19 protein-coding genes and 1 tRNA gene are annotated in these 23,127 nt (G+C 60.5%); 8 read left to right on the forward strand and 12 right to left on the reverse strand.

Features of this window, described 5'->3' with window-relative positions; all coding sequences use genetic code 11:
* Positions 1-72: 72 nt before the first annotated feature.
* Both I2F59_RS07455 and I2F59_RS07460 read right to left on the reverse strand, forming a co-directional pair.
* Positions 73-225: a DUF5692 family protein gene (locus I2F59_RS07455; protein WP_195503760.1), complete on the reverse strand. Its 153-nt coding sequence runs from the start codon at positions 223-225 to the stop codon at positions 73-75.
* A gap of 63 nt (positions 226-288) precedes the next feature.
* Positions 289-951: a TetR/AcrR family transcriptional regulator gene (locus tag I2F59_RS07460; protein WP_055285393.1), complete on the reverse strand. Its 663-nt coding sequence runs from the start codon at positions 949-951 to the stop codon at positions 289-291.
* Between the two features lie 188 nt (positions 952-1,139).
* On the opposite strand from I2F59_RS07460, the gene I2F59_RS07465 reads away from it, so the two are divergent.
* From I2F59_RS07465 to I2F59_RS07495, 7 genes are all read left to right on the forward strand, one after another.
* On the forward strand, positions 1,140-3,917 hold the full coding sequence (locus tag I2F59_RS07465) for an FAD-dependent oxidoreductase (protein ID WP_172676301.1): 2,778 nt from the start codon (positions 1,140-1,142) through the stop codon (positions 3,915-3,917).
* A 192-nt stretch (positions 3,918-4,109) separates the two neighbouring features.
* On the forward strand, positions 4,110-4,538 hold the full coding sequence (locus I2F59_RS07470; RefSeq protein WP_195503741.1) for a hydrogenase maturation nickel metallochaperone HypA/HybF: 429 nt from the start codon (positions 4,110-4,112) through the stop codon (positions 4,536-4,538).
* A gap of 404 nt (positions 4,539-4,942) precedes the next feature.
* Positions 4,943-5,932 (forward strand): PTS sugar transporter subunit IIB, encoded by a 990-nt coding sequence (locus I2F59_RS07475; RefSeq protein ID WP_006235196.1) that lies wholly within the window; start codon positions 4,943-4,945, stop codon positions 5,930-5,932.
* An 18-nt stretch (positions 5,933-5,950) separates the two neighbouring features.
* Positions 5,951-6,769: a PTS mannose/fructose/sorbose transporter subunit IIC gene (locus I2F59_RS07480; protein ID WP_055285302.1), complete on the forward strand. Its 819-nt coding sequence runs from the start codon at positions 5,951-5,953 to the stop codon at positions 6,767-6,769.
* Between the two features lie 16 nt (positions 6,770-6,785).
* On the forward strand, positions 6,786-7,706 hold the full coding sequence (locus tag I2F59_RS07485; protein ID WP_195503742.1) for a PTS system mannose/fructose/sorbose family transporter subunit IID: 921 nt from the start codon (positions 6,786-6,788) through the stop codon (positions 7,704-7,706).
* Positions 7,707-7,826: 120 nt separating this feature from the next.
* The gene (locus tag I2F59_RS07490) at positions 7,827-8,225 is read left to right on the forward strand and encodes a DUF956 family protein (protein WP_006235193.1); all 399 of its coding nucleotides are present in this window, start codon (positions 7,827-7,829) and stop codon (positions 8,223-8,225) included.
* Positions 8,226-8,494: 269 nt separating this feature from the next.
* Positions 8,495-8,570 (forward strand) — tRNA-Arg (locus I2F59_RS07495).
* 358 nt (positions 8,571-8,928) lie between these two features.
* Here the strand turns inward: I2F59_RS07495 and I2F59_RS07500 are convergent.
* Positions 8,929-9,159, reverse strand: coding sequence for a helix-turn-helix domain-containing protein (locus tag I2F59_RS07500; protein WP_138113825.1), 231 nt, complete (start codon positions 9,157-9,159; stop codon positions 8,929-8,931).
* A 121-nt stretch (positions 9,160-9,280) separates the two neighbouring features.
* Between I2F59_RS07500 and I2F59_RS07505 the strand changes: the two genes are divergently transcribed.
* Positions 9,281-10,555: a hypothetical protein gene (locus I2F59_RS07505; protein ID WP_229065393.1), complete on the forward strand. Its 1,275-nt coding sequence runs from the start codon at positions 9,281-9,283 to the stop codon at positions 10,553-10,555.
* Positions 10,556-11,081: 526 nt separating this feature from the next.
* Here I2F59_RS07505 and I2F59_RS07510 read toward each other — a convergent pair.
* The 9 genes from I2F59_RS07510 to I2F59_RS07550 form a co-directional block, all read right to left on the reverse strand.
* Positions 11,082-12,020, reverse strand: a complete 939-nt coding sequence (locus tag I2F59_RS07510; protein ID WP_195503744.1) for a relaxase/mobilization nuclease domain-containing protein — start codon at positions 12,018-12,020, stop codon at positions 11,082-11,084.
* Between the two features lie 9 nt (positions 12,021-12,029).
* Positions 12,030-13,946 (reverse strand): type IV secretory system conjugative DNA transfer family protein, encoded by a 1,917-nt coding sequence (locus I2F59_RS07515; protein WP_195503745.1) that lies wholly within the window; start codon positions 13,944-13,946, stop codon positions 12,030-12,032.
* The gene (locus I2F59_RS07520; RefSeq protein WP_138113835.1) at positions 13,943-14,293 is read right to left on the reverse strand and encodes a plasmid mobilization protein; all 351 of its coding nucleotides are present in this window, start codon (positions 14,291-14,293) and stop codon (positions 13,943-13,945) included. Before I2F59_RS07520 ends, I2F59_RS07515 begins: the two co-directional genes overlap by 4 nt.
* A gap of 3 nt (positions 14,294-14,296) precedes the next feature.
* Positions 14,297-15,193 (reverse strand): DnaB-like helicase C-terminal domain-containing protein, encoded by an 897-nt coding sequence (locus tag I2F59_RS07525; protein WP_195503746.1) that lies wholly within the window; start codon positions 15,191-15,193, stop codon positions 14,297-14,299.
* Entirely contained in the window at positions 15,193-15,435 is a 243-nt protein-coding gene (locus I2F59_RS07530; RefSeq protein ID WP_138113839.1) for a hypothetical protein, read from the reverse strand. Before I2F59_RS07530 ends, I2F59_RS07525 begins: the two co-directional genes overlap by 1 nt.
* A gap of 92 nt (positions 15,436-15,527) precedes the next feature.
* Positions 15,528-16,214: a hypothetical protein gene (locus I2F59_RS07535; RefSeq protein WP_138113841.1), complete on the reverse strand. Its 687-nt coding sequence runs from the start codon at positions 16,212-16,214 to the stop codon at positions 15,528-15,530.
* A 64-nt stretch (positions 16,215-16,278) separates the two neighbouring features.
* On the reverse strand, positions 16,279-17,580 hold the full coding sequence (locus I2F59_RS07540) for a tyrosine-type recombinase/integrase (protein ID WP_138113843.1): 1,302 nt from the start codon (positions 17,578-17,580) through the stop codon (positions 16,279-16,281).
* Positions 17,581-18,142: 562 nt separating this feature from the next.
* A complete protein-coding gene (gene pknB, locus I2F59_RS07545) occupies positions 18,143-20,110 on the reverse strand; it encodes a Stk1 family PASTA domain-containing Ser/Thr kinase (RefSeq protein WP_195503747.1) in 1,968 nt (655 codons plus the stop codon).
* A 132-nt stretch (positions 20,111-20,242) separates the two neighbouring features.
* Positions 20,243-23,113 carry an FtsW/RodA/SpoVE family cell cycle protein gene (locus I2F59_RS07550; protein ID WP_195503748.1) on the reverse strand — a complete coding sequence of 957 codons (2,871 nt, stop codon included), beginning with the start codon at positions 23,111-23,113 and terminating at the stop codon, positions 20,243-20,245.
* Positions 23,114-23,127 lie beyond the last annotated feature (14 nt).

Genomic DNA, 23,127 nt, shown 5'->3' on the forward strand with positions numbered 1-23,127 from the left:
GCCTAGGATATCAACTGATTCCGGATATCGGACACAGGGGCCGCAAGGGCCCTTACACCAACTTTCTCGACACTACCTCATGGCCAGCGGAGCCACGCCAAAGATGATGGCCGCGCCCAGCTTGGTGCGGCGGCCGACCTCGTTGAGCACGATCAGGCCAATAAAGACCATGGCCCAGCCGGCCCAGTGGATAAGGGTATCGCTACCCCAAACATCGAACAGCATGCTGCTCTCCTTTCACACGCCCGCGGCCCCTCTTCTGATCGCGGGCAGTTTGGCCAAATGTCGTCAGTTCTGGGGCTTGCGCTCCGGATACTTGGCGGTATAGCCCTCGATGTGGAGCGTCGAGGCGATGATTTCCTTGACCGTCTCGTCGGGCACATCGGGGTGCGTGCGGATATACATCAACAACCCCATGATGAGGGTGTAGAACGTCTCGTAGACATGGTCGATGCGTAGCTCATGATGGGCGACAAAATCCACCACGGTGGTGTCGCAGATATACTGCGCCACGCGTTGGACCACGTTGTGCAAAAAGCCGCCGTAGAGCGCGCCGCTGCTCGAGGTGAGCGTACTCGGCAGCTCGTGGCCGCTGGCGACCAGACGCTTAAAGAGCGGGGCGACGGTGTCGAGCGCGCCCTCGATATCACCGACGGTGCGGCCGGCGTTCCACTGCTCGAGCTCGGAGATAAAACCGTCGATCGCCTCGTCCATAACAGCGGTGACGGCGGCGTCCATATCGGCAAAGTAGTGGTAGAACAATGAGCGCGTACAGCCGGCTCGCTTGGTCACGGCCGAGACAGATAGATGCGACACGCCCAGCTCGGAACTCACGGTGCGCACGGCGGCGAGGATTTCGCGACGGCGTTCGTCGCCCGTCAAGCGCTTTGCCGCGCTGTCGGTCGTGGGGACGGCGTCGGCCACAGAGATGTTCACTGTGTTATCGCCCATGCGCTTGCTGCCTTTCATCCTCTTTTGCCTGACCGTTCGCCTAACAGTCTTGAATATTGTTGACGGTTCGTCAATACTATTTTTGACACAATGTCAACAATGGCGGGTGAACGGCATGGGGGCATGCCCGGCCTGCAAAAAGTGGGGCGCTGCGGCCTCGTCGTGCTGCGGCAAGAGAAGGGACAACCATGATTCTCAACGGACCGGGAATTAGCTACACCGAGCCCGATATCGGTTCGGAGTTCGTGCCGCCGCTGCCGGAGCATCCGCGCGAGGCAATCGTCAAGCTGTGCGAGCACTGCACCAACCGTCTGCTGCATCGCGACGAGCTGCTGGGCTACGAGTATTGGTCGTTTGCCGAGGCCGCAACCGACGAGCAGGCCGAAGTGCTCTGCAAGATGAAGATGCGCCGTCCCTATACGCTGCCCGAGATGGTCAAGCTCACCGGCATGCCCGAGGCCGATATCGAGAAGATGCTCGATGACATGAGCTACACGGGTCTGCTCGAGTACAACTGGGAAAACCCCGAGCGCGCCAAGCAGTGGGTGCTGCCCATGCTGGTGCCGGGTTCTGCCGAGTTCCTCAACATGCGCGTGAGCCAGCTCGAGGAGCACCCGGTCTTTGCCAAGTTCTTTGAGCAGGCGTCCAAGGGACCGCTGTCCAAAGCCACGCCGATGGTACCGCCCGGAGGCGCCGGCATCGGTATGCATGTCATTCCGGTCGAGAAGGCTATCGATGCTTCGAGCACCTCGGTGCCGATCGAGCATATCGAGCATTGGCTCGACAAATACGAGGGTAAATATGCCGCCAGCACCTGCAGCTGCCGCGCGAGCCGTCGCGTGATGGGAGAGGGCTGCGCCGACGACCCGGCCGATTGGTGCATCGCCGTGGGCGATATGGCCGACTACGTGGTCGAGACCGACCGTGGGCATTACGTGACGCGCGACGAGGTCTACGACATCCTGCGCCAGGCCGAGGACAACGGTTTTGTGCACCAGATCACCAACATCGACGGCGAGAACAAGATCTTCGCTATCTGCAACTGCAACGTTAACGTATGTTATGCCCTGCGCACCTCTCAGCTGTTCAACACGCCCAACCTGTCGCGCTCGGCCTATGTCGCCAAGGTCGAGAAGGACAAGTGTGTTGCCTGCGGTCGCTGCGTTGAGGTGTGCCCGGCCGGTGCCGCCAAGCTCGGCCAAAAGCTCTGCAGCAAAAAGGCGGGCGGACAGGTGCCCGAGTATCCACGCCAGGAGCTGCCCGACGCCACCAAGTGGGATCACACCAAGTGGTCGCCCAACTACCGCAACGATAACCGCATCGAGACGCACGAGTCCGGCACCGCGCCTTGCAAGACGGCTTGCCCTGCTCACGTTGCCGTTCAGGGCTACTTAAAGCTTGCGGCGCAGGGCCGCTATGACGAGGCACTGGCACTCATCAAGCGCGAGAACCCGCTGCCCGCTATCTGCGGCCGTGTGTGCAATCGCCGCTGCGAGGATGCCTGTACCCGCGGTCGCGTGGACGAGGCCGTGGCCATCGACGAGGTCAAGAAGTTTATCGCTCAGCGCGATCTGGACGCCGCGACCCGCTACGTCCCACCCGTGGTGACGCCGACGCGCGCTGGCGGCTTCGACCAAAAGATTGCCATCATCGGCGCCGGTCCGGCCGGTCTGTCCTGCGCTTTTTATCTGGCCGAGAAGGGCTACAAGCCCGTCGTGTTCGAGAAGAACGAACGCCCGGGCGGCATGCTCACCTATGGCATTCCCAGCTTTAAGCTGCAGAAGGATGTTGTCGAGGCCGAGGTCGAGGTCATTCGCCTGATGGGTGCTGAGTTCCGCTATGGCGTGGAAGTCGGTCGCGACGTGACACTCGACGAGCTGCGCGCGCAGGGCTTTAAGGCCTTCTACGTGGCCATTGGCTGCCAGGGCGGCCGCCTTGCCGGTATTCCGGGCGAGGATGCCGAGGATGTGACCGTGGCCGTCGACTTCCTTCGCGAGGTTAACAGCGGCAAGATCGACGCACTGCCTGGCCGCACCGTCGTGGTGGGCGGTGGCAACGTGGCTGTCGATGTCGCGCGCAACGCCTGCCGTCTGGGTTCCGAGCACGTTGAGATGTTCTGCCTGGAGAGCGAGGCCCAGATGCCCGCCAGCGAGGAGGAGCGTCGCGAGGCCGTTGAGGACGGCGCTCACATCAGCTGCGGCTGGGGCCCCAAGGAGGTTCACCTGGACGAGGCCGGTCGCGTATGTGGCATCACCTTTAAGCGCTGCACGCGCGTCTTTGACGACGAGGGCCGTTTTGCGCCCGAGTACGATGAGAACGATCTGCGCCGTGTCGATGCCGACCGCGTGGTCATGTCGATTGGCCAGTCCATTGTGTGGGGCGACCTGCTGGCTGGCTCCAAGGTGGAGCTTGGCCGTGGCCAGGGTGCCCTTGCCGATCCCCAGACCTACCAGACCGCCGAGCCCGACATCTTTGTGGGCGGCGACGTCTATACCGGTCCGAGCTTTGCCATCGATGCCATCGCCGCCGGTCACGAGGCCGCCGTGTCTATCCATCGCTTTGTGCAGCCGGGATCCACGCTCACCATCGGCCGCAACCAGCGCCGCTACACCGCGCTCGACCGCGACGATGTTGTGATCGAGCGCTACGACAACGCGAGCCGCGAGGTTGCCCGCGTGGACCGCGAGCGCGAGAAGGCTGCGCCGTTTAGCGAGTATGTCGAGACCTTTACCGAGGAACAGGTGCGCGCCGAGACCGCCCGCTGCCTGGGCTGCGGCGCATCGATCGTCGACCCCAACAAATGCATCGGTTGCGGCCTGTGCACCACCAAGTGCGCGTTTGACGCCATCCATCTGGACCGCGACCGCCCCGAGTGCTCAACGATGGTCAAATACGAGCAAAAGCTCCCAAGCCTCGGCAAGTATGCGCTCAAGCGCGCCATCAAGATTAAATTTGGGAAGAAGTAAGAAACGCAACAAGCAGGAGAACGGCGCAGAGAGCGGTTAGACAGCGAGCGAGTCCCAGGCGTGGCGAGGTGCCTTGAAAGAGGAGGGCATAGGGCTTTTGCCCATGCCCGACGATTGAAAGGCAGATCGTCCGTCTGGGGCTCGCGCAGCGTCAAGCCGACCGCCGTTCGTTAGAACGGCGGAAGGAAATAAATGCACGAGCTCGGAATCGTCTATCACATCATTCGCGATGTCGAGAATGTGGCGCGCGCCAATGGCGTGCGTCGCGTTTCGAGCGTGACGTTGCTGCTGGGCGAAGTCTCGGGCGTCGTTCCCGACTTGCTGCTCGACGCTTGGCGCTGGGCAGCAGATAAAAAGCCTATCACCGAGGGCGCGGAGCTTATCGTGGAGCCTGTCGAAGCCGTGACGCATTGCGGGGCGTGCGGCCTTGACTATGCGACAGTCGAGCACGGCAAGACCTGCCCCCATTGCGGTAGCGGCGAGACCTATTTGCTGCAGGGCCAAGAGGTAATGATCAAACAGATCGAGACCCCCGACGAGGATCCAGCAGACGCCGCCCCCGACGGCCCTTCTGACGCCCCCGACGCCGTCGACGCCGCCAACCCCCTCCGCATCGTCTAGGACCCCCTATAAGTTGCGGTGAAATAGTTCCTAAATCCAGCCTTCTGGCTCTTAAACAAGAACTATTCCACCGCAACTATTTTGAGTGGTTTCGTAGAACATAAGTCACGATAATAGTCAAGTCATGTCTGTTTAAACAAAATAGCGGCAGTGCAAGCGCATTCGCGCTTGCCAAAATCGATATTAATGAACAGCCTGTTTGTATCTGTAAAATGCATGGCTTGATGTGCGACGCCTTGGCGTGTAATGAGTCAAAAAGCGGTAACGTAATCAATTTGTAACAAACTTAGACGTTTAAACAAATAATCCAACCTTTTGCGAATTTAGCTATAATTCCACAAACCAAACAGGTATACTTCCTTCATGTCGTGTAGGAAATACGTAGACAAAAAGGAGGTTATGTGATGGTAAGTATTGTTCTTGCTAGCCACGGGGACTTGGCAGCTGGAATCAAGCAGACGGGCTCGATGGTCTTTGGCGATCAGCCGTCTGTTGCCGTGGTCTCGCTCGAGCCGAGCATGGGCCCCGACGACTTCCGTGCCAAGGTCGAGGAAGCAATCGCTTCCTTCGAGGACCAGGAGCAGGTGCTCTTCCTCGTTGATCTGTGGGGCGGCACGCCGTTCAACCAGATCAGCGGGCTCATCGAGGGCCATGATTCCTGGGCTATCGTCACCGGTGTCAACCTGCCTATGCTCATCGAGGCATATTCGCAGCGCTTTGACGCAAAGAACACTGCACATGCGATCGCAAAACATCTCGTGACTGAGGCTAAGGCTGGCGTGCGCGTCAAGCCCGAGTCTCTGGAGCCCGAGGAGAAGAAGCCGGCTGCGGCCGCCGCTGCTCCTGCAGGCGCCATCCCTCCGGGAACGGTCATCGGCGACGGGCACATCAAGATTGCCCACGTCCGTATCGACACCCGTCTGCTTCATGGTCAGGTGGCCACCACGTGGACCAAGCAGATCAACCCCAACCGCATCATCGTGGTTTCCGACGGCGTTGCTCACGACGAGCTCCGCAAGACCATGATCGAGCAGGCTGCCCCTCCGGGAGTCCATGCCAACGTCGTGCCCATCAAGAAGATGGCCGAGGTCGTCAAGGACACGCGCTTTGGTGACACCAAGGCCATGCTGCTCTTCGAGAACCCGCAGGATCTGCTCAAGGCCATCGAGGCCGGCGTCGACATCAAGGAAGTCAACATCGGTTCCATGGCTCACTCCAAGGGCAAGGTCGTCGTCACCAACGCCGTCGCCATGGGCGATGACGACGTTAAGACTCTCGAGGCCCTCAAGGCCAAGGGCGTCAAGTTCGAGGTCCGCAAGGTTCCTTCGGATTCCTCCGAGGATCTCGACGCCATGTTGAAGAAAGCTAAGGCCGAACTGGCCGCTCAAGCATAGTAAAGGAGGGTCCGATACATGTCTGCAATCACTATTCTGCTTGTTGCGATTGTCGCGTTGCTTGCCGGTATGGAAGGCATTCTGGATGAGTTCCAGTTCCATCAGCCGCTCGTGGCATGCACGCTTATCGGTCTCGTAACCGGTCACCTTCAGGAGGGCATCCTCCTGGGCGGTTCGCTCCAGATGATGGCCCTTGGCTGGGCTAACGTCGGCGCCGCTGTCGCGCCTGACGCCGCTCTGGCCTCGGTCGCTTCTTCGATCATCATGGTGCTCGCCCTCAACGGTGGCGCCACCGATTCGGCCAAGGCCGTTACCGCCGCCATCGCCGTCGCCGTCCCGCTGTCGGTCGCTGGTCTGTTCCTGACCATGATCTGCCGTACCCTGGCTACCGCTATCGCTCACGCCATGGACGGTTGCGCCGAGAAGGGCGACTTCTCCGGCATCGAGCGCTGGCAGTACGCTGCCATCCTCATGCAGGGCCTTCGTATCGCCATCCCGGCAGTACTTCTGTGCATCATCCCGGCCGAGGCTGTTACCAACGCGCTTAACGCTATGCCCGACTGGCTGTCCGGCGGCATGGCTGTCGGCGGCGGCATGGTCGCTTCCGTCGGTTACGCCATGGTTATCAACATGATGGCCACCAAGGAGACCTGGCCGTTCTTCATCCTCGGCTTTGTCCTTGCTGCCATCCCTCAGCTCACGCTGATCGCCCTTGGCCTCATCGGCATCTCCCTTGCCCTCATCTACCTTGGCCTTAAGGATCTGGCCAAGCAGGGTGGCGGCATGGGCGGCGGCTCCGGTGACCCGCTCGGCGACATTCTGAACGATTACGAGTAGGAGGGGAGTGATACATATGGCAGAGAACAAGATTCAGCTCACCAAGGCTGACCGCAAGAAGGTTTGCTTCCGTCATCAGTTCCTTCAGGGCTCGTGGAACTACGAGCGTATGCAGAACGGCGGCTGGTGCTTCGCAATGATCCCTGCGATCAAGAAGCTCTACACCAGCAAGGATGACCAGATTGCCGCTCTTAAGCGCCACCTGGAGTTCTATAACACCCACCCCTATGTTTCCGCCCCCGTCATTGGCGTTACCCTCGCTCTCGAGGAGGAGCGCGCCAACGGTGCCCCGATTGACGACGTCGCCATTCAGGGCGTCAAGGTCGGTATGATGGGCCCGCTCGCCGGCGTCGGCGACCCCGCCTTCTGGTTCACCCTTCGCCCGATTCTGGGCGCTCTGGGCGCTTCCCTGGCCCTGTCCGGCAGCATCGCCGGTCCGCTGCTGTTCTTCTTCGCGTGGAACATCATCCGTTACGCCTTCCTGTGGTACACGCAGGAGTTTGGCTACAAGGTCGGCTCCTCCATCGCCAAGGACCTCTCCGGCGGTCTGATGGGCAAGGTCACCGAGGGTGCATCCATCCTGGGTATGTTCATCATCGGCGCCCTGGTCGAGCGCTGGGTGTCCATCTCCTTCACCCCGGTCGTCTCCAAGGTCACGCAGTCTGCTGGCGCCTTTATCGACTGGGCTAACCTGCCCTCCGGTTCTGAGGGTGTCAAGGAAGCACTGACGATGTATAACTCCATCGGTGCTAACGCCCTTGATCAGGTGAAGGTCACCACGCTTCAGGCCAACCTCGATCAGCTCATCCCCGGCCTTGCCGCCGTGTGCCTGACCCTGCTGGTCTGCAAGCTCCTCAAGAAGAAGGTCAGCCCGATCGTCATCATCCTGGCTCTCTTCGCCGTCGGCATCATCGGTCGCTTCTGCGGCTTCATGTAAGCACGTTTCGGCTTAAGACCGAGAATTGCTAGGCAAGGGCTTTTGAGCCATTGAAACGGACCGCACCCGGTGGGTACACTGGATGCGGTCCGATTGTTTTTATTGGAGGGCGAGGCGCGTATGGCGCAATCTCAGAACAGCACGGTCGATCTGGCAACGCCGGCAACCTGCCTGATGGGGCTTACCAGCCACGGTAACGTGATGGTGGGCAATAAGGCGTTTGAGTACTATAACGAGCGCAATCCCGAGGATTATATTCAAATCCCGTGGGACGAGGTCGACTATATTGCCGCCGAGGTCTTGCGCGGCACCAAGAAGATTACGCGTTTTGCCATCTTCACCAAGGACAACGGTCACTTTACGTTTTCGACGCGCGACGACAAAGAGACGCTGCGCGCTGTGCGCAAGTACGTCGACGAGGATAAGCTCGTGCGTTCGCCCGACTTTATCGATGTGACTGCCAAGGGCGCCAAGAGCATCCCCTCCGTTATCAAAAACCTCTTCCACAAAGGCAACTAGTCGTTGGGTAGTCGTTGGGGAAATATCATCCCGGTTTGAGCGCCTATTCTGGGATGCAGTTTCCGGAACAGGCTCAATTGGGAAACCATATCCCGTTTCGAGCTCAAATTCCGGGCCGTAGTTTCCTAGAGAGGCCCCATCCGGAAAGCCCGTCCCAGATTTCGTCTGGATAGTGGGACACGCTTTCCGGAAGGCTGTTCCACCGTAACTTCGAAGAGTGGCTATGCGCTGCATGGCAGTGGCGCAAATCTGCTACACTAGTACAACATGCCTCCGTAGCTCAGGGGATAGAGCACCGCTCTCCTAAAGCGGGTGTCGACGGTTCGAATCCGCCCGGGGGCACCAGGAAAATCGCAGGTCAGACGGTATAAATCGTCTGACCTGTTTCTGTATGGATAGGGGTTAAACTCCCCTGAGGGGTGAAAAAGGGGTGAAAGTTCATTCTATGGGTGAAAACATCGCGACTTCATATTTCACCTCAGAGTTCCAACCTCAGGGCCGGTTTTCAACTCTTTCCACAGCCTACGGGTTGGATGTGGGACCCTCCGGCTATGGAAAGCGTTGAAAACCTAGGTTGTCGTTGCCGTAGGGCGAGCCAGTTTCCGGCAGCCTTTGATATCTTTTGATTGCTATTGAAGCCCCGTTGGACATTAGACGACGTTGGAAGTCTGTTCTTTCGTTCTAATTCGATTTGCACTCTGTCTTATTTGACAAAGAGGTCAGAGTTGAAGAACTCCTTCAGGGAAACGCCGAGGCCCCTCGCTATGCGGTCGATATTCTCAATAGACACGTTTCGCTTGCCCGTCTCGACTTCGGCGAAATAGGTGCGGGACATCTCGATGGAATATGCGAAGGCCTCTTGACTCATGCCAAGCTCAGCCCTCAATTCTTTAATGCGAAGCCCCACGCGCATCTTGGGGTCAAGCTCAGTCATCGGCACCTCCTATCCATCGGTGTCAATGATTCAAGCCAACCCTATATAAGTCACACCTATATAAGTGACAATTTGAAATACAATGCAAATACTGAAGTATCGCAATCAGGAAGGAGCCATGGTGGTTACGGAGATTCCGAAGGTGACGGACGATATGGTCTCCGGGGATGCAGTGGAAAAAGAAGAGGGGAAGCCGCTCGTGCTTTTCGGGCGCGAGTTCTCCCGTAAGCAGGTCTGCGTGGCTGGTGCGGGAATCCTCTGTGCGGCGCTCCTCATCGACGGCGGTGGGTATGCCATCACACATGCCGGGTGGACAGGAAAAGCGAATGTCCCATTGGTGTTCCAAGCAAAGGACGATGAAGAACAGGACATGGTGCTTACCCTTGAGGTAAAGGCTGACGGTTGGGATGCGGACACCTCCACGCCCGTCATCGCCCATATAGAGGATGAGGACGGGGAAGTAGACTTCTACACCGCCATCGCCGCGAACAAGCAGGTGACCGTGAGGGTCGGCAAGTCCGGCACCTACACCGTCACATTCATTTCACCGGTGAACGCCGACGGTTCCATCTATAAGGTGTCATCGAAGAAGGTTACCGCCGGGAAGGCCGATAAGAAGACGGCCAGCACGGGTGTGACTTTCAACAAGGTTGATGCGGATAAGGTGACGAAGGATGACCTGACCGCCATCGCCAAGGACGTTGCAGCAGCCGTGAAGAAGGGCGATTCTACTCTGACCGGAGACAAGGGTGCCGAGGTCGTGAAGAAGTTCGAGGACAACATCAAGAAGAACCCGAACGCCGATGCCGATGCCGTCGAGAAGGAGAGCGAGAAGGCGCAGGAGACGGCAAAAGAGGACAAGTCCGATGCGAAGAAGCCGGACACTTCCGATAATAAGAAGAATGACTCCGATTCCTCCAGCGGCTCCAAAAACGATAGTGGGAACGGCGGTTCCGGTAGCAAGTCGGACGGCAATAGCGGGAACTCCGGTTCAAGCTCGAACTCGGGTGGCTCATCGAAGAAAGATGAGACCCCGGCGCACCAGCACAACTGGGTTGCCCAGACCAAGACTGTCCATCACGACGCGCAATACAAGACCGTCCACCACGATGCGGTGACCCATCAGGTGTGGCATGACGCAGTGACAGAGGAACACTACATCTGCAATCAGTGCGGTGCGGATATCACGTCTGACCCTTGGGGGCATATTAACAACTCTCTTATGAATGGTGGTAATTGCGGAAGCTATCACTCTACCTATGTGACTGTAAAGCAGGGGTATTATGAAACCGTGACCGACCAAGCGGCCTATGACGAGCAGGTGCAGGTGCGCGATGCATGGGATGAGACCGTGACCACTGGGTATAAGTGCTCTTCCTGCGGTGCCACGAAGTAACTTGAAAGAGCAAAGCAATCGTCTATTTCAGGAAAGGAAAGCCCCGACCAAATGGCCGGGGCTTTTTCTAATGCTCATTGATCGGCCTTGCGGCCGATGGGTCCCGCTTACGGGCGGGACCCCCGCGACGCACGGCGTCGCTCTCGCTGCGCCTCCCTGGCAACGCTCCCCAGGGTCGCGTTTCGTCCGCCTCCGCTCACACCGGCCCCGCCCGCCGAACGGCTGCGCTCGATGGCTTCCAGAAGTCGCCATCGCTCCGCCGTGGTCGCCGAGCGGGGCCTCTCGCGCCGGGTCACCGAGCGCCATCGTGCGACGCTCCCCATGGGTCGCGTCTCCTCGGCGTCGGCTCAACCGGCGCTCACCTGCCCGGGCTCGCGTTGCTTTGGCAACTGGCTCGCTCCGTGCAGGCAAGATATGGATTCCGTTGCACGGAATCATCTTGCCGCCTGCGGCGGAGGGCGAACCGCTCCGAAGTCGCTCCCGCCAATAATAAGCTGGGACGCTTGTTGCGTCCCGGCCCAAGCGCTCAGTCACCTCGCCCGTTCTGGTTCTCCCACGACTTGCGCTCAAGTTCCCAGAACGCCCTCATCGCCGTCGCTATCCCGCGCAGCGTGAAGCGGACGACGAGGCCGGTTGAGCGGTCGACCGCGAAGCCGAGCCTGTCGCCGTTGACCTTCCGCACGGCCCCGAGGGCCTTCGAGAAGAAGCGGTACTGGAGGCTCCCGCCCTTCGACCTCGCGAGCTCGATGCCGTCTCGCCTGAGCCGCCGGTCGAGCTCGGCCATGCGGTCGGGGCAGTCCCTCATTCGTCCGACCTCCTCGACGCGACGGGCGACCGCCACGCGGACGCGGGCGTTCTCGGAGCGCTCGGCCTGCCCCTTGCGGGCCATGTCGCGTTCCTCCCTGCCCGGCTGTCTCGCGTGGACGCGCGAGTTGGCCTTGCCGCGCTCAAGCTGCCTGAGCCCATACTTCTTGTCCAAGGCGCGGACGGTCTTCACCCTCGCGGTTGCGGCCTTGCGTGCGGGACCCTCGTCGAGCCTCCTGCCCGTCTCAAGGTCGCTGCGGTTGATGCCGAGGTGCACGGCATAGCGGTCGGTGCCGTCCGCGCGGCAGCGCTCGCGGTGAAGCACCATCACGACCTCCTGGTTCGGATAGCGCTCGGCCACATAGGCCCGAGCGTATTTCATGCACATTTCAGGCGTCATCTTTCCGCCGTTGAGGTCGCACTCGTCGGGGAGGAAACCGAGTATCTGGTGCTGCATGTAGGTACACTTGGCCCCCGCCTTCCCTGGCCTGTCGTGGCCCATGGCCCTCCTCGTGTCCGTCATTTCCTGGAACCAGCGGTCTTCGTCGATGATGTTCTGGGTGTCGTGCGCGAGTGCCTTGTCCCTGTCCCATGAGAGGTAGTCCCTGAGCCGGGAGAGGTGCCCCTCGCTGCAAACGCTCGTCTGCTTGATTGCCGTCATGGGCCCTCCCTAGTCGAGCGAGAGGCCGCTGAACTTGCCGGTCGGCTCGGCCTTCGCCTTCTTCTTCGGCTCGGGCCATTCGAGGCACCAGGGGATGACGCGCTCGCCCATCTTCCCGGCTGCGGCCTCGTCCAGCCGCCTCTGATAAGCGCGGCGCTTCTCCGTCTCGTGCTCCGGAGTCCCGAGGTCGAAGTGCTCCTTCGTGGGTGTCTTAGTGCAATCGGTGACGGGTGAGCGGAAGACCCCGGCTCGCTCGGTGGGCATTCCGTTGTCCGCGTGTTTCACGACGACTATCCCGTCCCGGTCCGGGGCCATGTCGCGCCACTCCCATGCGTGCACCACATCGTCGGCGCTCTCGCTGTAGGAGGTCGAGGCCGACGAGCCCGACGCCGCCTTGCTGCTGCTCGTGCCCTGCGTGTGGCGGGTGGTCTTGCCTATGAGCTCGGTGAAGTACCGGCGGTCCTCCTCCTCGGCGAGCTTCATGGCGACCTTGACGCCGCAGTTCGCGAGAATTTTCCTGCGCCCGTCTCGCTCACCGTATTTATTAAGCTGGGATATATCTTGCGTTGCCCCCGTCCAGTAAATCTGGAACGCCCTTCCAAGTGAAAGGAGGGCGGGCAGGCACTCGACGCGGGGGAGGTTGCCCCACTCGTCGCCGAGTATCTGCACGGGGCGGGGGAGCCTGCCGCCGTTGGAGTCGGCGGCGGCCTGGACGGACGCCCAGAGCTGCGAGAGGAATATCGCCGCTATGCAGTTGTAGGGCGAGCCCTCGTCGAGCACGTGGAGGAACACGGCGCTCTTGTTCTCAAGGACCGAACGCGGGTCGATGTCGGACCCGGACGTCATCCATGCGACCGGGGCTGACGAGAACGGGCGGAGCGCCACCTTGAGCGTCGAGAGGATACTCCTGAGCTCGTTGCCGCCCGAGGAGACGAACTGCGAGGCCCTGTTCTTCGCGGGGTGCCCGCTCGGCAGGGCGCGAAAGACGGACTTCAATGGTTCGGCCGGGTCGTCGCCCTCGGCCTCGGTGCCGCGGTCCAGCACCTCGCAGACGGTCGCCAGGTGCTTGGACTCCTCGGGGCACTTGTCGGACATGGAGACCAGCAGGATGAGGGCGGACAGGAGCCCCCGCGCGGACGCGGTCCAGTGCGAGCCCTTGCCCTTCTCGTCGTCCTGTACCACGAGCTCAGCGATGGCGTCTGCCGCCTGCTCGGCCTCCTGGTCCCGGCCCTCGGCGAGGAGGTCGAGCACCTGCCTGAGCGGGTTGAACCTCTGGCCGCGATAGGGATGCTGCGTGTCGAGCAGGAGGACGCGGTAGCCGCGACGGGCCAGCTCGTCGCCCGTGAGCTCTACGAGCTCGTTCTTCACGTCGGAGACGACGAGGGTCGCGGGCTCGGAGCCGTTTGAGCCGTCGCCGTACGAGAGCAAATCGATAGAGGGGAGGTAGAGGAAGCGGCTCTTGCCTGACCCAGTGGCCCCGGAAACGAAAATCATCTTCTTGGGCTCGAAGAGATAACAGGGCTTGCCGCGCCGCTTGGTGAACCCGTAGACGAACCCGCGCGACGAGGGGTTGGCCGAGCCATCCCATGTGACGGAGCCCCTCACGACCTCCCGGCCCGTCTTCACGTGCGCGTCCCCGAGCACGCCGCCGTCCTCGCCCCTCGCGTTGAGGGCGCTTGAGTAGGCGATGAGCGAGCATGCACAGAGCGAGAGGAGGAGGGTGAGGGCGGTGCCCGCCGGGCAGGCGGTGAATGAGCCCGAGAGCCACCAGCCGAGAACCGTGGCTGCGTCGAGCGCCGAGGGGAGGAGCGACGCGTCGAGCGGGAGCCCCGCGACGAGGCGGTCTATGGGGGAGGCGAGCACCGGGCAGGCGAGCGCGGCGAGGACAATTGAGGTGACGAGCGCCGTGAGTATCTTTGTCTTCATGGTTGTTCCTTTGTTTTTGACAGAAGGTCCGAGAGTTGAGAGGTCGTGCGGGCTATGAGGTTTAAGGCCTCCGAGAGCCGATGTGCCGTCTGTCCGTCGACCCCGTATTTGTTAATGGCCCGTTGGGCCTGGTTAAGGTTGTTTCCCTGCCGCTTCATCTCGGTGAGCATCTGCCGGAGGGTCGACTCGTCGGCGATCTTGACCGGTTTCTCTCCGAGATTGAGCGCAGCCTCGCGCATGAACGTCGATGGGGGCATGCCGAAAGAGGAGGAGCGGGCCACGATTGCGACCCGCTCCTCATCGGTCATCCTGACGTTTATATGTGCGGTCCTGCTATTGCCGCGCATCGCCTAATCCCTATCGAGGAAGGTGGCATGGACCCCGTCGAAATCGAGCCGCGCCTCGGCCAACATTCCGTAACGGTTCTTGAGGGCAATGAGCTTGAGCGGAGTTCCGCTTGCGGGAGGCTCATAGGGAAAGCTGGGCTTACCGTTGTCATCGGCGAGGTAGAGCACAGAGTCGAAGCCGTATTCGACGGCGGAGGAACCGCCGAACATGCCGAGGCTTGGCTTGGTCGACTTCCCAGACTCGTAGGACTTGCGCGTGGTCGAGCTCAGGGCGATGACGGGCGAGCCATAGAGGTTCGATATTTCGCGCAAACCCTTTACGCATGCGGTGATTGCCAGGCGCTCGTCGATGAACTGCTGGTCTGCCGTGGTGCCGCAGGCCAGGAGCTGCAGATAATCCACGAAGACGATAGGGGCCTCGTCGCGCTCGCGTGCCACCAGTCCGACGAGGTTCGAGAGCTCGACGGTGTTCAGCGGACCGGTGATGCAGAGATTGGGGGCGATGCGGTCGCGGTACATGCCGAGTGCGTTTTCGAAGGCCACGTGCTTGGGGTGGCTCTCCGCCGCCGCATCTGCGACCTCGGAGAGGGCAAGCTCGGTGCCGCTGAGCCGCGTAAGGCTCTTTTCCAAGAGCTTGTGCGCGGGGAGCTCGGCGGAGACGTAGACGACTGGGTGCCCGTCGTCCGCGAGCTTGTCGGCCTCCTGCAAGGCCAGGGTCGTCTTGCCCTTGCCGGGTGCGGTGCCGATGGCGTAATTCAGTCCGGGGTAAACGCCACCGAGAACGTCGTTGAGGGCCTTGAGGCCAAAGTGGGCGACGGGCTGGTCGCCCTCAAGGGCGCTTAGATGCTCGTCGAGCTTATCGGATTCGAAAACGAGGAGGTTGGAGGTCGGGCACTGCATCACTCGCTCGCCTCTTCAGCGAGCTTTTTGAAGTAGTCGAAGAGGTCTTCCTCCATGACAAAATACTGGTTGGCGATGCGGAAGCAATGATGAGTCGACTTCATGAGCCGGATGGCACTTGACTGGCCAATGCCGATGAGAATCTGAACATCAAGACGGCTCAAGATACGCTTGGTGCCAGTGCGGCGAAGGTTGATGCCTGCGGAAATGGCGTCAACCTTGGGGTCATCTGCAAAATGCATGATAAACTCCTCTGTTAGGGCGCTCGGCTCCTCTTCGATGTTTGGCGACAATGAGGGGAGTCGGGTGCTTGCTTGTAATTCGGGCTTATCGACTAGTTGGCGTCTCCTTCCTCGTAAGCGTCGATAAGGTGTAAGAGGCTAATTCGAGCCTCTGTGGGCTCCACGTACCCCTTGCGTGACGACTCGCCCATGTTGGCGAAATCGAGCAGAACGCGATAGGTACAGGAGTAATCCTTGATGCACTCCCACAGATTGATGATGTACGAGAGCAGCGGCGTGATGGTGAGTAGCGCCGTCGGGTTTTGCAAGAGCGTTTCAAGCTCGCGCCCGGTTTTTGCCTGAATGCGTAAGTCGAGACTGTCCTCGTGCGCCTTGGAAGCCTCTTCGGCCAGAAGACAGACGCTATCCCAATTCGAGCGGAGATGATGCACGCGCTCGTCAGCGGTGTCGATGCAGACTCTAGCCTCATGACAGTAGTCAAAGAAGCCTTTGACGATGTTGCGGCAGTCCTTTTTGGGCTGGATGGCGCTCCAGTCTTCGAACATAGCCTCAAAGGCGTCGAGACAGTTTCCATCTTCTGCATAGATGAGCTGCGCCGCCCATCTTCCGAGGTCTGTGCTAGTCAGCTGCTCCATGGGGAGTCTCGCCAAGAGCGCGGAGGGAGTGAGCCCCCTTGTGGCTGCTAGGTCGGCGCTGGAGCGCTTGAAAAAGACTTGCTCCTCTTTTGAGCTAAACAGAATCGTCGAACGGAGCTTGCTGCTCGCGGTGGTCAATGCCATTGATAACCTCCTCTCACTTTAGGTGAGAACAAGTATAACAATACGTGCACCATATAACATGGCTCTATTCTGATTCACTCAACTTTTCAAAGACTTCTGCTGCGTTTCGGTCATTGGCCCTGATTGCATGGGTGTAGAAATTAGCCGTTGTGCTTGCGGAGGCATGGCCCATTCGCGCCTGAACGGTCTTTAAATCGACGTTGCTCGCCACGAGAGCGGTCGCGGCGGTGTGACGGAGGCCATGGGGAACAAGTCCTGAGTAGCCAGTGCCGCGCGTATGAAGCTTGCCGTCTCGCATGAACTGCTTCGTCACATTGCTGTAGGTTCCATAGCCGTTATCGACGCAGAAGTCCCTAAACCATCGGGAATAGTTGTGCCCCTCTGGCCGGGTTATGCTTATTCGGCGGAGGCCCATCGCATCCCTTTCAACGCTAAGCGCGTGAACGATGGGATCGGTGTCCTTTCGTTCTAGCCCACGGCGTTTGAATATGTTGCGTTGCACGTCCCTCCATTTATCCAAGTAATCGGCCAGCGTTTTATCTATAGAGAGAATGCGCCTGCTCATTTCTGACTTCGGGGGCCTTAGGGTTTTGTCGTTGGTGTACTGGCGGACGATTCGAAGCTCCATGGCCTTGGGGTCGTAATCGAGCCAGCTTAGGCCCAGCGCCTCTCCCTTTCTCAGTCCAAGGTGGAATATGAGCATGGTGCAGACCGTCATGGGTCCCATCGGCTCGGCAAGCAGGCATTCGGTGAACCGTGGAAGCTCGTCAGGGGGAAGAAAGTTGCGTGCCCGCAAGTCCGGTTTCGGAAGCTTGATGCCCATGCAGGGATTGCGGTCTATCAGCTCGTTCTCGAGGGCGTCTTGCATGACCTGCTTAAGCTTGACGTGAATACGACGAATCTCGGCGTCGGTGAACCTTCCATTTGAACGAGCCTCAGCGTAGGCGCGTTTAATATCGTCGGGCCTCAGGTCGGCTAGGGGCACGTCTCCGAACAGTTCTCGTATGTGTCGCACGTCGTATCCCTCTCGCTCATAAGAGAGAGGGGAGCCGAATGAGCCCTCTCGGAGCACGTGGAAAGATTCGGCATATGCCGCTACGGTGCTTGGGGCATCCCTAGATGGTTCATGGCTCTCAAGTTCCTCGCGGTACTCGTTGAGGGCGTTTGCGACTTCGCTAGGCCAGTTCTTTGGGTTCTTGCTCTTGCAATGGATAGTCCTCTTGGGTGTTTTGAGATACTTAACCTTGCTGCCGTTCTTTCCGGAGTTTGGGTCTCTCCCAAGAGAGAAGTAAATCTTGAATGAGCCGGGCTTTCCCTTGATGGGTTCGGATGTTCCCTTTGCGGTTGGTTTGATTCTGGTTTCCAAAAGAGTCCTCCAAGGGGATTACGTTAGGCTCGGGGCCGGGGCTTTGAGGGCCTCGGCCCCGAGCCTAACGTAAACTTTTCACCCCTGCAAGCCGTTACCGTAACTGCTAGGGGTGAAAAAGGGGTGAAATAGAATTCTAATAAGAACCAGCAGAAACTCAAAAATAGCTAATCTACCTGCGAATATATATAATAGGGCAAAATTGCATTTGCCCAGGTAAGGTAAATGACCATGACCTCCTAAAGCGGGTGTCGACGGTTCGAATCCGCCCGGGGGCACCAGAAGATTATGACGGCGTCGCGAGAGCGGCGTCGTTTCTGGTTTGTGGGAGCTGCCGGCGGATTCGAACCGTCGACACCCGCGTCACTCATTTCCCCGCGGGGGGAGTTTTCGAATCCGCCCGGGGGCACCAGAGGAATATCGAGCCCGGTACCGCTACGGTGCCTGGCTCTTCTGGTTCATGCCATGTCAAAAACGAGGCGCCCGCTTGCTGGGGGAGCAAGCGGGCGCCTGTGAGCGAATATGTTTGCGGCGAAAGCCGTGATGAGCGGTGGGGTGGCGACTAGTTGGTCGTACCGGAATCGTCACCCGTGCCCGAGCCAGAGCCAGAGCCAGAGCCCGAGCCAGAAAGTGCGACTGTTAGCGTGATCGTGCTGTCGGTGGACTGCTTGCCAGTGGGGGAGACGCCCGTAACGGTGGCATCCTCGTTACCGCTCACGGGATTGCCGTTCTGGTCACAGAAGCCAATGTTATAGAAACCGGCGTTGTTGAGCGCGGTAACGGCGGCGGAAATGCTCTTGCCGTACAGGTTGCCCGGGACGGTGGCCTTGCCGGACTTCTTGGCAATGACGACGGTAATCGTGGCGCCGGGCTTCTGCTTGCCGCTGGGGTTCCAGCTGATCACGGTGCCCTCGGTAACCGAGTCGTTCTCCTGGTAGCTCACGTCGACGCCAAAGCCTGCCATATCGAGGGCGTTGCGCGCCTGGGCCTCGGTCATGTCGGTCAGGTCGGGGACGGACGTGGTATCCGGGCCGCTCGAGACCTTGTACGAGATGGTCGTGCCCTTCGCGACTTCCTTACCGGCTTCGGTGCCCTGCTCAAAGACCTGGCCCTCATCAGCCTCGTTGGCCTCCTCGGAGGCGTTGCCCTTCAGGCCAACGCTTGCCAGTGCGGCTTCTGCTTGGTCCTTGGTCAGGCCGACAAGTTTGGGAACCTCAACCTTTTCGGAGGGCTTGGGGCCCTTGGAGATTACCAGGTTCACCTTGGTGCCCTTGGTCTTCTTGGTGTTGCCGTTGGGTGTCTGCTCGGCGACCTTGCCCTCGTCGACATCGTCGTTGTAGCTTTGGTCGATGGTGCCGACCTCGAGGCCGGCTTCCTTGATCAGCTCGACGGCGGTCTGCTGGTCCTTGCCCAGCACGTCGGGCACGGTGACCTGCTCGCCGCCAAAGAGTCCTGTGGCAAAGGCCACCACGATGCCGATGACGGCAACCGCTGCCACCACGGCGGCGATGATCTTGTTCTTGTTGGATTTGGGCTCCTTGACCTCGTAGGAGCCGGTGGAGCCCGAAACCGAGCTACGGGCGGTATTCTGGCCGCTCACGCCCGAGACGGGACGCACCATGGCGCGCGTCTGATCGGAAAGCTCGCGAGTCTTGGTGGCGCCCAGTTCACCGGGGGCACCGATGATGCGCGTGGGCTCCGAGACGTTGACGGCACGGCCCGACAGGTAGCTGTTGAGCACCTGACGCAGCTCGTCGGCGGTCTGGAAGCGGTTTGCCGGGTCCTTCTCCATGCACTTGAGGATGATGCGCTCAAGGTCGGCGTCGACACCGGAGTTGATCTGGCTCGGCGGAATAGGCAGCTCGTTGACCTGCTTGAGTGCGACCGAGATAGCGTCGTCACCGTCAAAGGGGACGCGGCCGGTGGCGCACTCATACATCACGACGCCCAGCGAGTAGATATCCGAGGTGGGGCCGAGGTCCTGACCACGGGTCTGCTCGGGGCTGACGTAGTGGGCGGTTCCCAGCACGTTGTTGTCTTGCGTGAGGTGGCTGTTCTTGGCGCGCGCGATGCCAAAGTCCATCACCTTGATGTTGCCGTCGGGCAGCACCATGATGTTTTGCGGCTTAATGTCGCGGTGGATGATCTCGTGCTTGTGGGCGACCGAAAGCGCGGAGCTGATCTGCGAGCCGATCTGGGCGACCTTCTTGGGGTCGAGGGCGCCGTGGCTCTTGATGCCGCTCTTAAGGTCGGTGCCGCGCAGGTACTCCATGACGATGTAATAGGTGTCGCCGTCCTTGCCCCAATCGTAGACGCCCACGATATAGGGGGAGGAGAGACCGGCTGCTGCCTGGGCCTCCTGCTTAAAGCGTGCGGCGAAGGTTGCGTCGCCAGCATACTGCGGCAGCATAATCTTGACGGCTACCGTGCGGTCGAGGACCTGGTCCTGTGCACGGTAGACGGTCGCCATGCCGCCTGTTCCCACCTTATCCTTGAGGAGGTATCTTCCCCCGAGGACCCTCTGTTCCATTCCTGCTCCTAACATAACTATTCGCTCAACGATGTGTGTAGTACCTATGATGTGGCCGCTGGGGCCGTGTGGCGCGTTGCCGCTAACCCTTAGGCCGCGGCGCGCCTCGGGTGTCCGATTCGATCATGGGCATCACGCTCCCTGTGCGGCAAGCGCCGCGGTCAGGACGATGCCGGCGATCTTGGCGGCCTTGACGTCATGCTTGTCGAAATCCTCCAAGGCCACTGAGATGGCGACCGTGGGTGAATCGTAAGGTGCAAAGCCAACGAACATCGAGTTGACGTTGGTGCCGCCGGTCTCGGCCGAGCCGGTCTTGCCGGCGACCTTGACGCCGGGGATCTGGGCATCGGTGCCGGTGCCGGACTGGACGACGGCAAGCATGGCCTGCTTGACCTGGTCGGCCGTGGCGGAGCTGACGGCCTGCCCCAGCGAGCGGGACTGCGTGGTCTTGACCACGGTTCCGTCCGGGGCGAGTACCTGGGCTACAAAGTACGGGTCCATGACCACGCCACTGTTAGCGATGGCGGCGGCAATCACGGCGTTTTGCATGACGGTGGTCTGCGGGCCGGGCGTGTGGTCCATGCCGACAGGCTGGCCGGCGCCGGCCCAGGCGGTCTCCCACTCGGTCATGAGCGACGGGTCGGCCATGATGGAGGCCGCGGAGGTCAGGTCCTGGCCGAGCTTTTGGCCGTAGCCAAAGGCGTTGGCAAACTGCACGAGCGTGTTTGCGCCAACTTCGTTTGCCACCTGGCCAAAGACGACGTTGGAGGACACGGCAAAGGCCTGCTGCAGGCTGATGGTGCCGTAGCTCTCGTTGGCATAGTTGGTGACCGGTGCGTTGCCGATGTCCATGGAGCCGGGCGCCTGGTAGGTGCTGGTAAGGCTGGCGGTACCGGTCTCGAGTGCCGCGGAAAGCGTAACGACCTTAAACGTTGAGCCCGGCGTGTACAGCGCGTCCATGGCGCGATTGTACATGGAGCCGTCCTCGCCGCCGCCCGTCTGCAGCAGGGCATCGATGTTGGTGTTGTCGTAGGTGGGCGAGCTGGCACATGCGAGCACCGCGCCGGTACGCGGGTCGATGACCACTACAGCGCCCTTAAAGCCCTTGAGCGCCTGCTCAGCAGCCGTCTGGATGCGCGAGTCGATGGTGAGCTTGGCGGTGTTGCCCGGCTGGGTCTGGCCCGCGAGCGACGCGATGGCGTTGTTCCAGCTGGAGTAATCCTTAGAGCCGGTGAGCGTGTCGTTCATGACGCTCTCGATGGCGGTGGTGCCATACTGCTGGCTCACATAGCCAACCACGTGCGCTGCCAGGTTACCGTTGGGGTAGGAGCGTACGTAGGTGCCGTCCTCCTGCTGCAGCGACTCGGCCAGCGTCACGCCGTCGGACGTGATGATGGAACCGCGCTGGATGTACTTGGAGCGGGCGATGGTGTGGTTGTTGGTCGGCATGTCCTGATAGTCCTTGGCCTTGATGACCTGGACATAGGTGAGGTTGCCGATAAGGATGGCGAACAGCGCCGTAAAGGCGAGCACCGCACGGGTTAGACGGTTGGCGAGCGCAACGCGGCCGAGCACACCGGATTCAGGCGTGTCGAGCAGGCGACGGCGCATACGCGAGCCGATGGAATGGCTGCCGCTGCCGTAGGAAGACGAGGTGGCAAAGCGCGTGCCCGTCGGGGCGGCGGCAGATGCGACCTGATCATCGGTGATGGCGGCCATGGTGCCGGTGCCGGTAAGCTCGGCCTCGCGTCCGGTCGCCTCGTCGCCGGCGCGCAGCAGGAGCGCGACGATGATAAAGCTCGCCAGCAGAGAGGAGCCGCCCTGGCTCATAAAGGGCAGGGTGACGCCGGTCAGCGGGATCAGGCGGGTTACGCCGCCAACGATCAAGAAGGCCTGGAAGCTGATGGCGGCCGTAAGGCCTGTGGCACTAAAGGAGGCGAGGTCGGATTTAGCGCGGGCAGCCGTGGTGAGGCCACGCACGGCAAAGAGCATAAACAGGATGAGCACGGCGCCGCCGCCCAAAAGGCCCATCTCCTCGCCGATAGCCGAGAAGATAAAGTCGGACTCGACGACAGGGATGTTGTTGGCCATGCCGTTGCCGATGCCAACACCGACCAGACCGCCATCGGCAAGCGAGAAGAGCGACTGGACGATCTGGTAGCCCTGGCCCTGGGCGTCTTTAAACGGATCGAGCCAAACCTGGAAACGCACCTGAACGTGAGACAGGAACTTGTAGGCGCCCACGGCTCCAACGGCTAAGAGCGCAAGGCCGATAACGACATACGAAAAGCGCCCCGTGGCAACGTAGAGCATCAGCAAGAAGATGGTGTAGAACAGCACGGCCGAACCCAGGTCGCGTTCGAAGACGACGACGAGCAGGCACACACCCCACACGGCAAACAGCGGCAGCAGCAGTCGCAGGCGAGGGATCTTAAAGCCCAGAATCTTGCGGTTGGAGATGGAGAGCAGCTCGCGGTTCTCGGCCAGGTAGCCGGCCAGGAACAGGACGATAAAGACCTTGGCGAACTCGCCGGGCTGGATGGTAAAGCCCGCGATGCGAATCCACAGCTTGGAGCCCGAGATCGTGGTGCCGATAAAGATAGGCAGCATCAGCAGAATGATGCCGATGATGCCAAAGGTGTACTTGTAGCGCATGACCACGTCGAGGTTTTTGACTAGTGCAAGCGTTCCCACCATGAGCGCCACCGAGACAAACAGGATGATGAGCTGTGAGATGGCGAGAGCGGGGGCGAGACGCGTCACGAACGTGATGCCGATGCCCGAAAGTATAAATACGATGGGCAGGATGGCGGGGTCGGCACCGGGCGCCAAGATGCGCACGGCAATGTGGGCCGCGGCAAAGGCGGCAAAGAGGCCGATCGGTACGGCGAGCGTCTCAAAGGAGATGGCAGCGCCCGCGGTGAGGACGTACATCGCATACAGCAGGATGACGGGGAACGCCGAGGCGATGAGCAAGAGCAGCTCGGTGTTGCGGCGACTCATAAGCGGCACTCCCT

It is taken from the genome of Collinsella aerofaciens (assembly GCF_015556945.1).
In the GTDB taxonomy this organism is placed as follows: Bacteria; Actinomycetota; Coriobacteriia; order Coriobacteriales; family Coriobacteriaceae; genus Collinsella; species Collinsella aerofaciens_AO.

Bases quoted from the DNA above. Each gene is read 5' to 3' on its own strand.
- I2F59_RS07455 (WP_195503760.1), bottom strand. From the start codon at position 225: ATGCTGTTCGATGTTTGGGGTAGCGATACCCTTATCCACTGGGCCGGC.
- I2F59_RS07460 (WP_055285393.1), bottom strand. From the start codon at position 951: ATGGGCGATAACACAGTGAACATCTCTGTGGCCGACGCCGTCCCCACG.
- I2F59_RS07465 (WP_172676301.1), top strand. From the start codon at position 1,140: ATGATTCTCAACGGACCGGGAATTAGCTACACCGAGCCCGATATCGGT.
- I2F59_RS07470 (WP_195503741.1), top strand. From the start codon at position 4,110: ATGCACGAGCTCGGAATCGTCTATCACATCATTCGCGATGTCGAGAAT.
- I2F59_RS07475 (WP_006235196.1), top strand. From the start codon at position 4,943: ATGGTAAGTATTGTTCTTGCTAGCCACGGGGACTTGGCAGCTGGAATC.
- I2F59_RS07480 (WP_055285302.1), top strand. From the start codon at position 5,951: ATGTCTGCAATCACTATTCTGCTTGTTGCGATTGTCGCGTTGCTTGCC.
- I2F59_RS07485 (WP_195503742.1), top strand. From the start codon at position 6,786: ATGGCAGAGAACAAGATTCAGCTCACCAAGGCTGACCGCAAGAAGGTT.
- I2F59_RS07490 (WP_006235193.1), top strand. From the start codon at position 7,827: ATGGCGCAATCTCAGAACAGCACGGTCGATCTGGCAACGCCGGCAACC.
- I2F59_RS07500 (WP_138113825.1), bottom strand. From the start codon at position 9,159: ATGACTGAGCTTGACCCCAAGATGCGCGTGGGGCTTCGCATTAAAGAA.
- I2F59_RS07510 (WP_195503744.1), bottom strand. From the start codon at position 12,020: ATGACGGCAATCAAGCAGACGAGCGTTTGCAGCGAGGGGCACCTCTCC.
- I2F59_RS07515 (WP_195503745.1), bottom strand. From the start codon at position 13,946: ATGAAGACAAAGATACTCACGGCGCTCGTCACCTCAATTGTCCTCGCC.
- I2F59_RS07520 (WP_138113835.1), bottom strand. From the start codon at position 14,293: ATGCGCGGCAATAGCAGGACCGCACATATAAACGTCAGGATGACCGAT.
- I2F59_RS07525 (WP_195503746.1), bottom strand. From the start codon at position 15,193: ATGCAGTGCCCGACCTCCAACCTCCTCGTTTTCGAATCCGATAAGCTC.
- I2F59_RS07530 (WP_138113839.1), bottom strand. From the start codon at position 15,435: ATGCATTTTGCAGATGACCCCAAGGTTGACGCCATTTCCGCAGGCATC.
- I2F59_RS07535 (WP_138113841.1), bottom strand. From the start codon at position 16,214: ATGGCATTGACCACCGCGAGCAGCAAGCTCCGTTCGACGATTCTGTTT.
- pknB (WP_195503747.1), bottom strand. From the start codon at position 20,110: ATGGAACAGAGGGTCCTCGGGGGAAGATACCTCCTCAAGGATAAGGTG.
- I2F59_RS07550 (WP_195503748.1), bottom strand. From the start codon at position 23,113: ATGAGTCGCCGCAACACCGAGCTGCTCTTGCTCATCGCCTCGGCGTTC.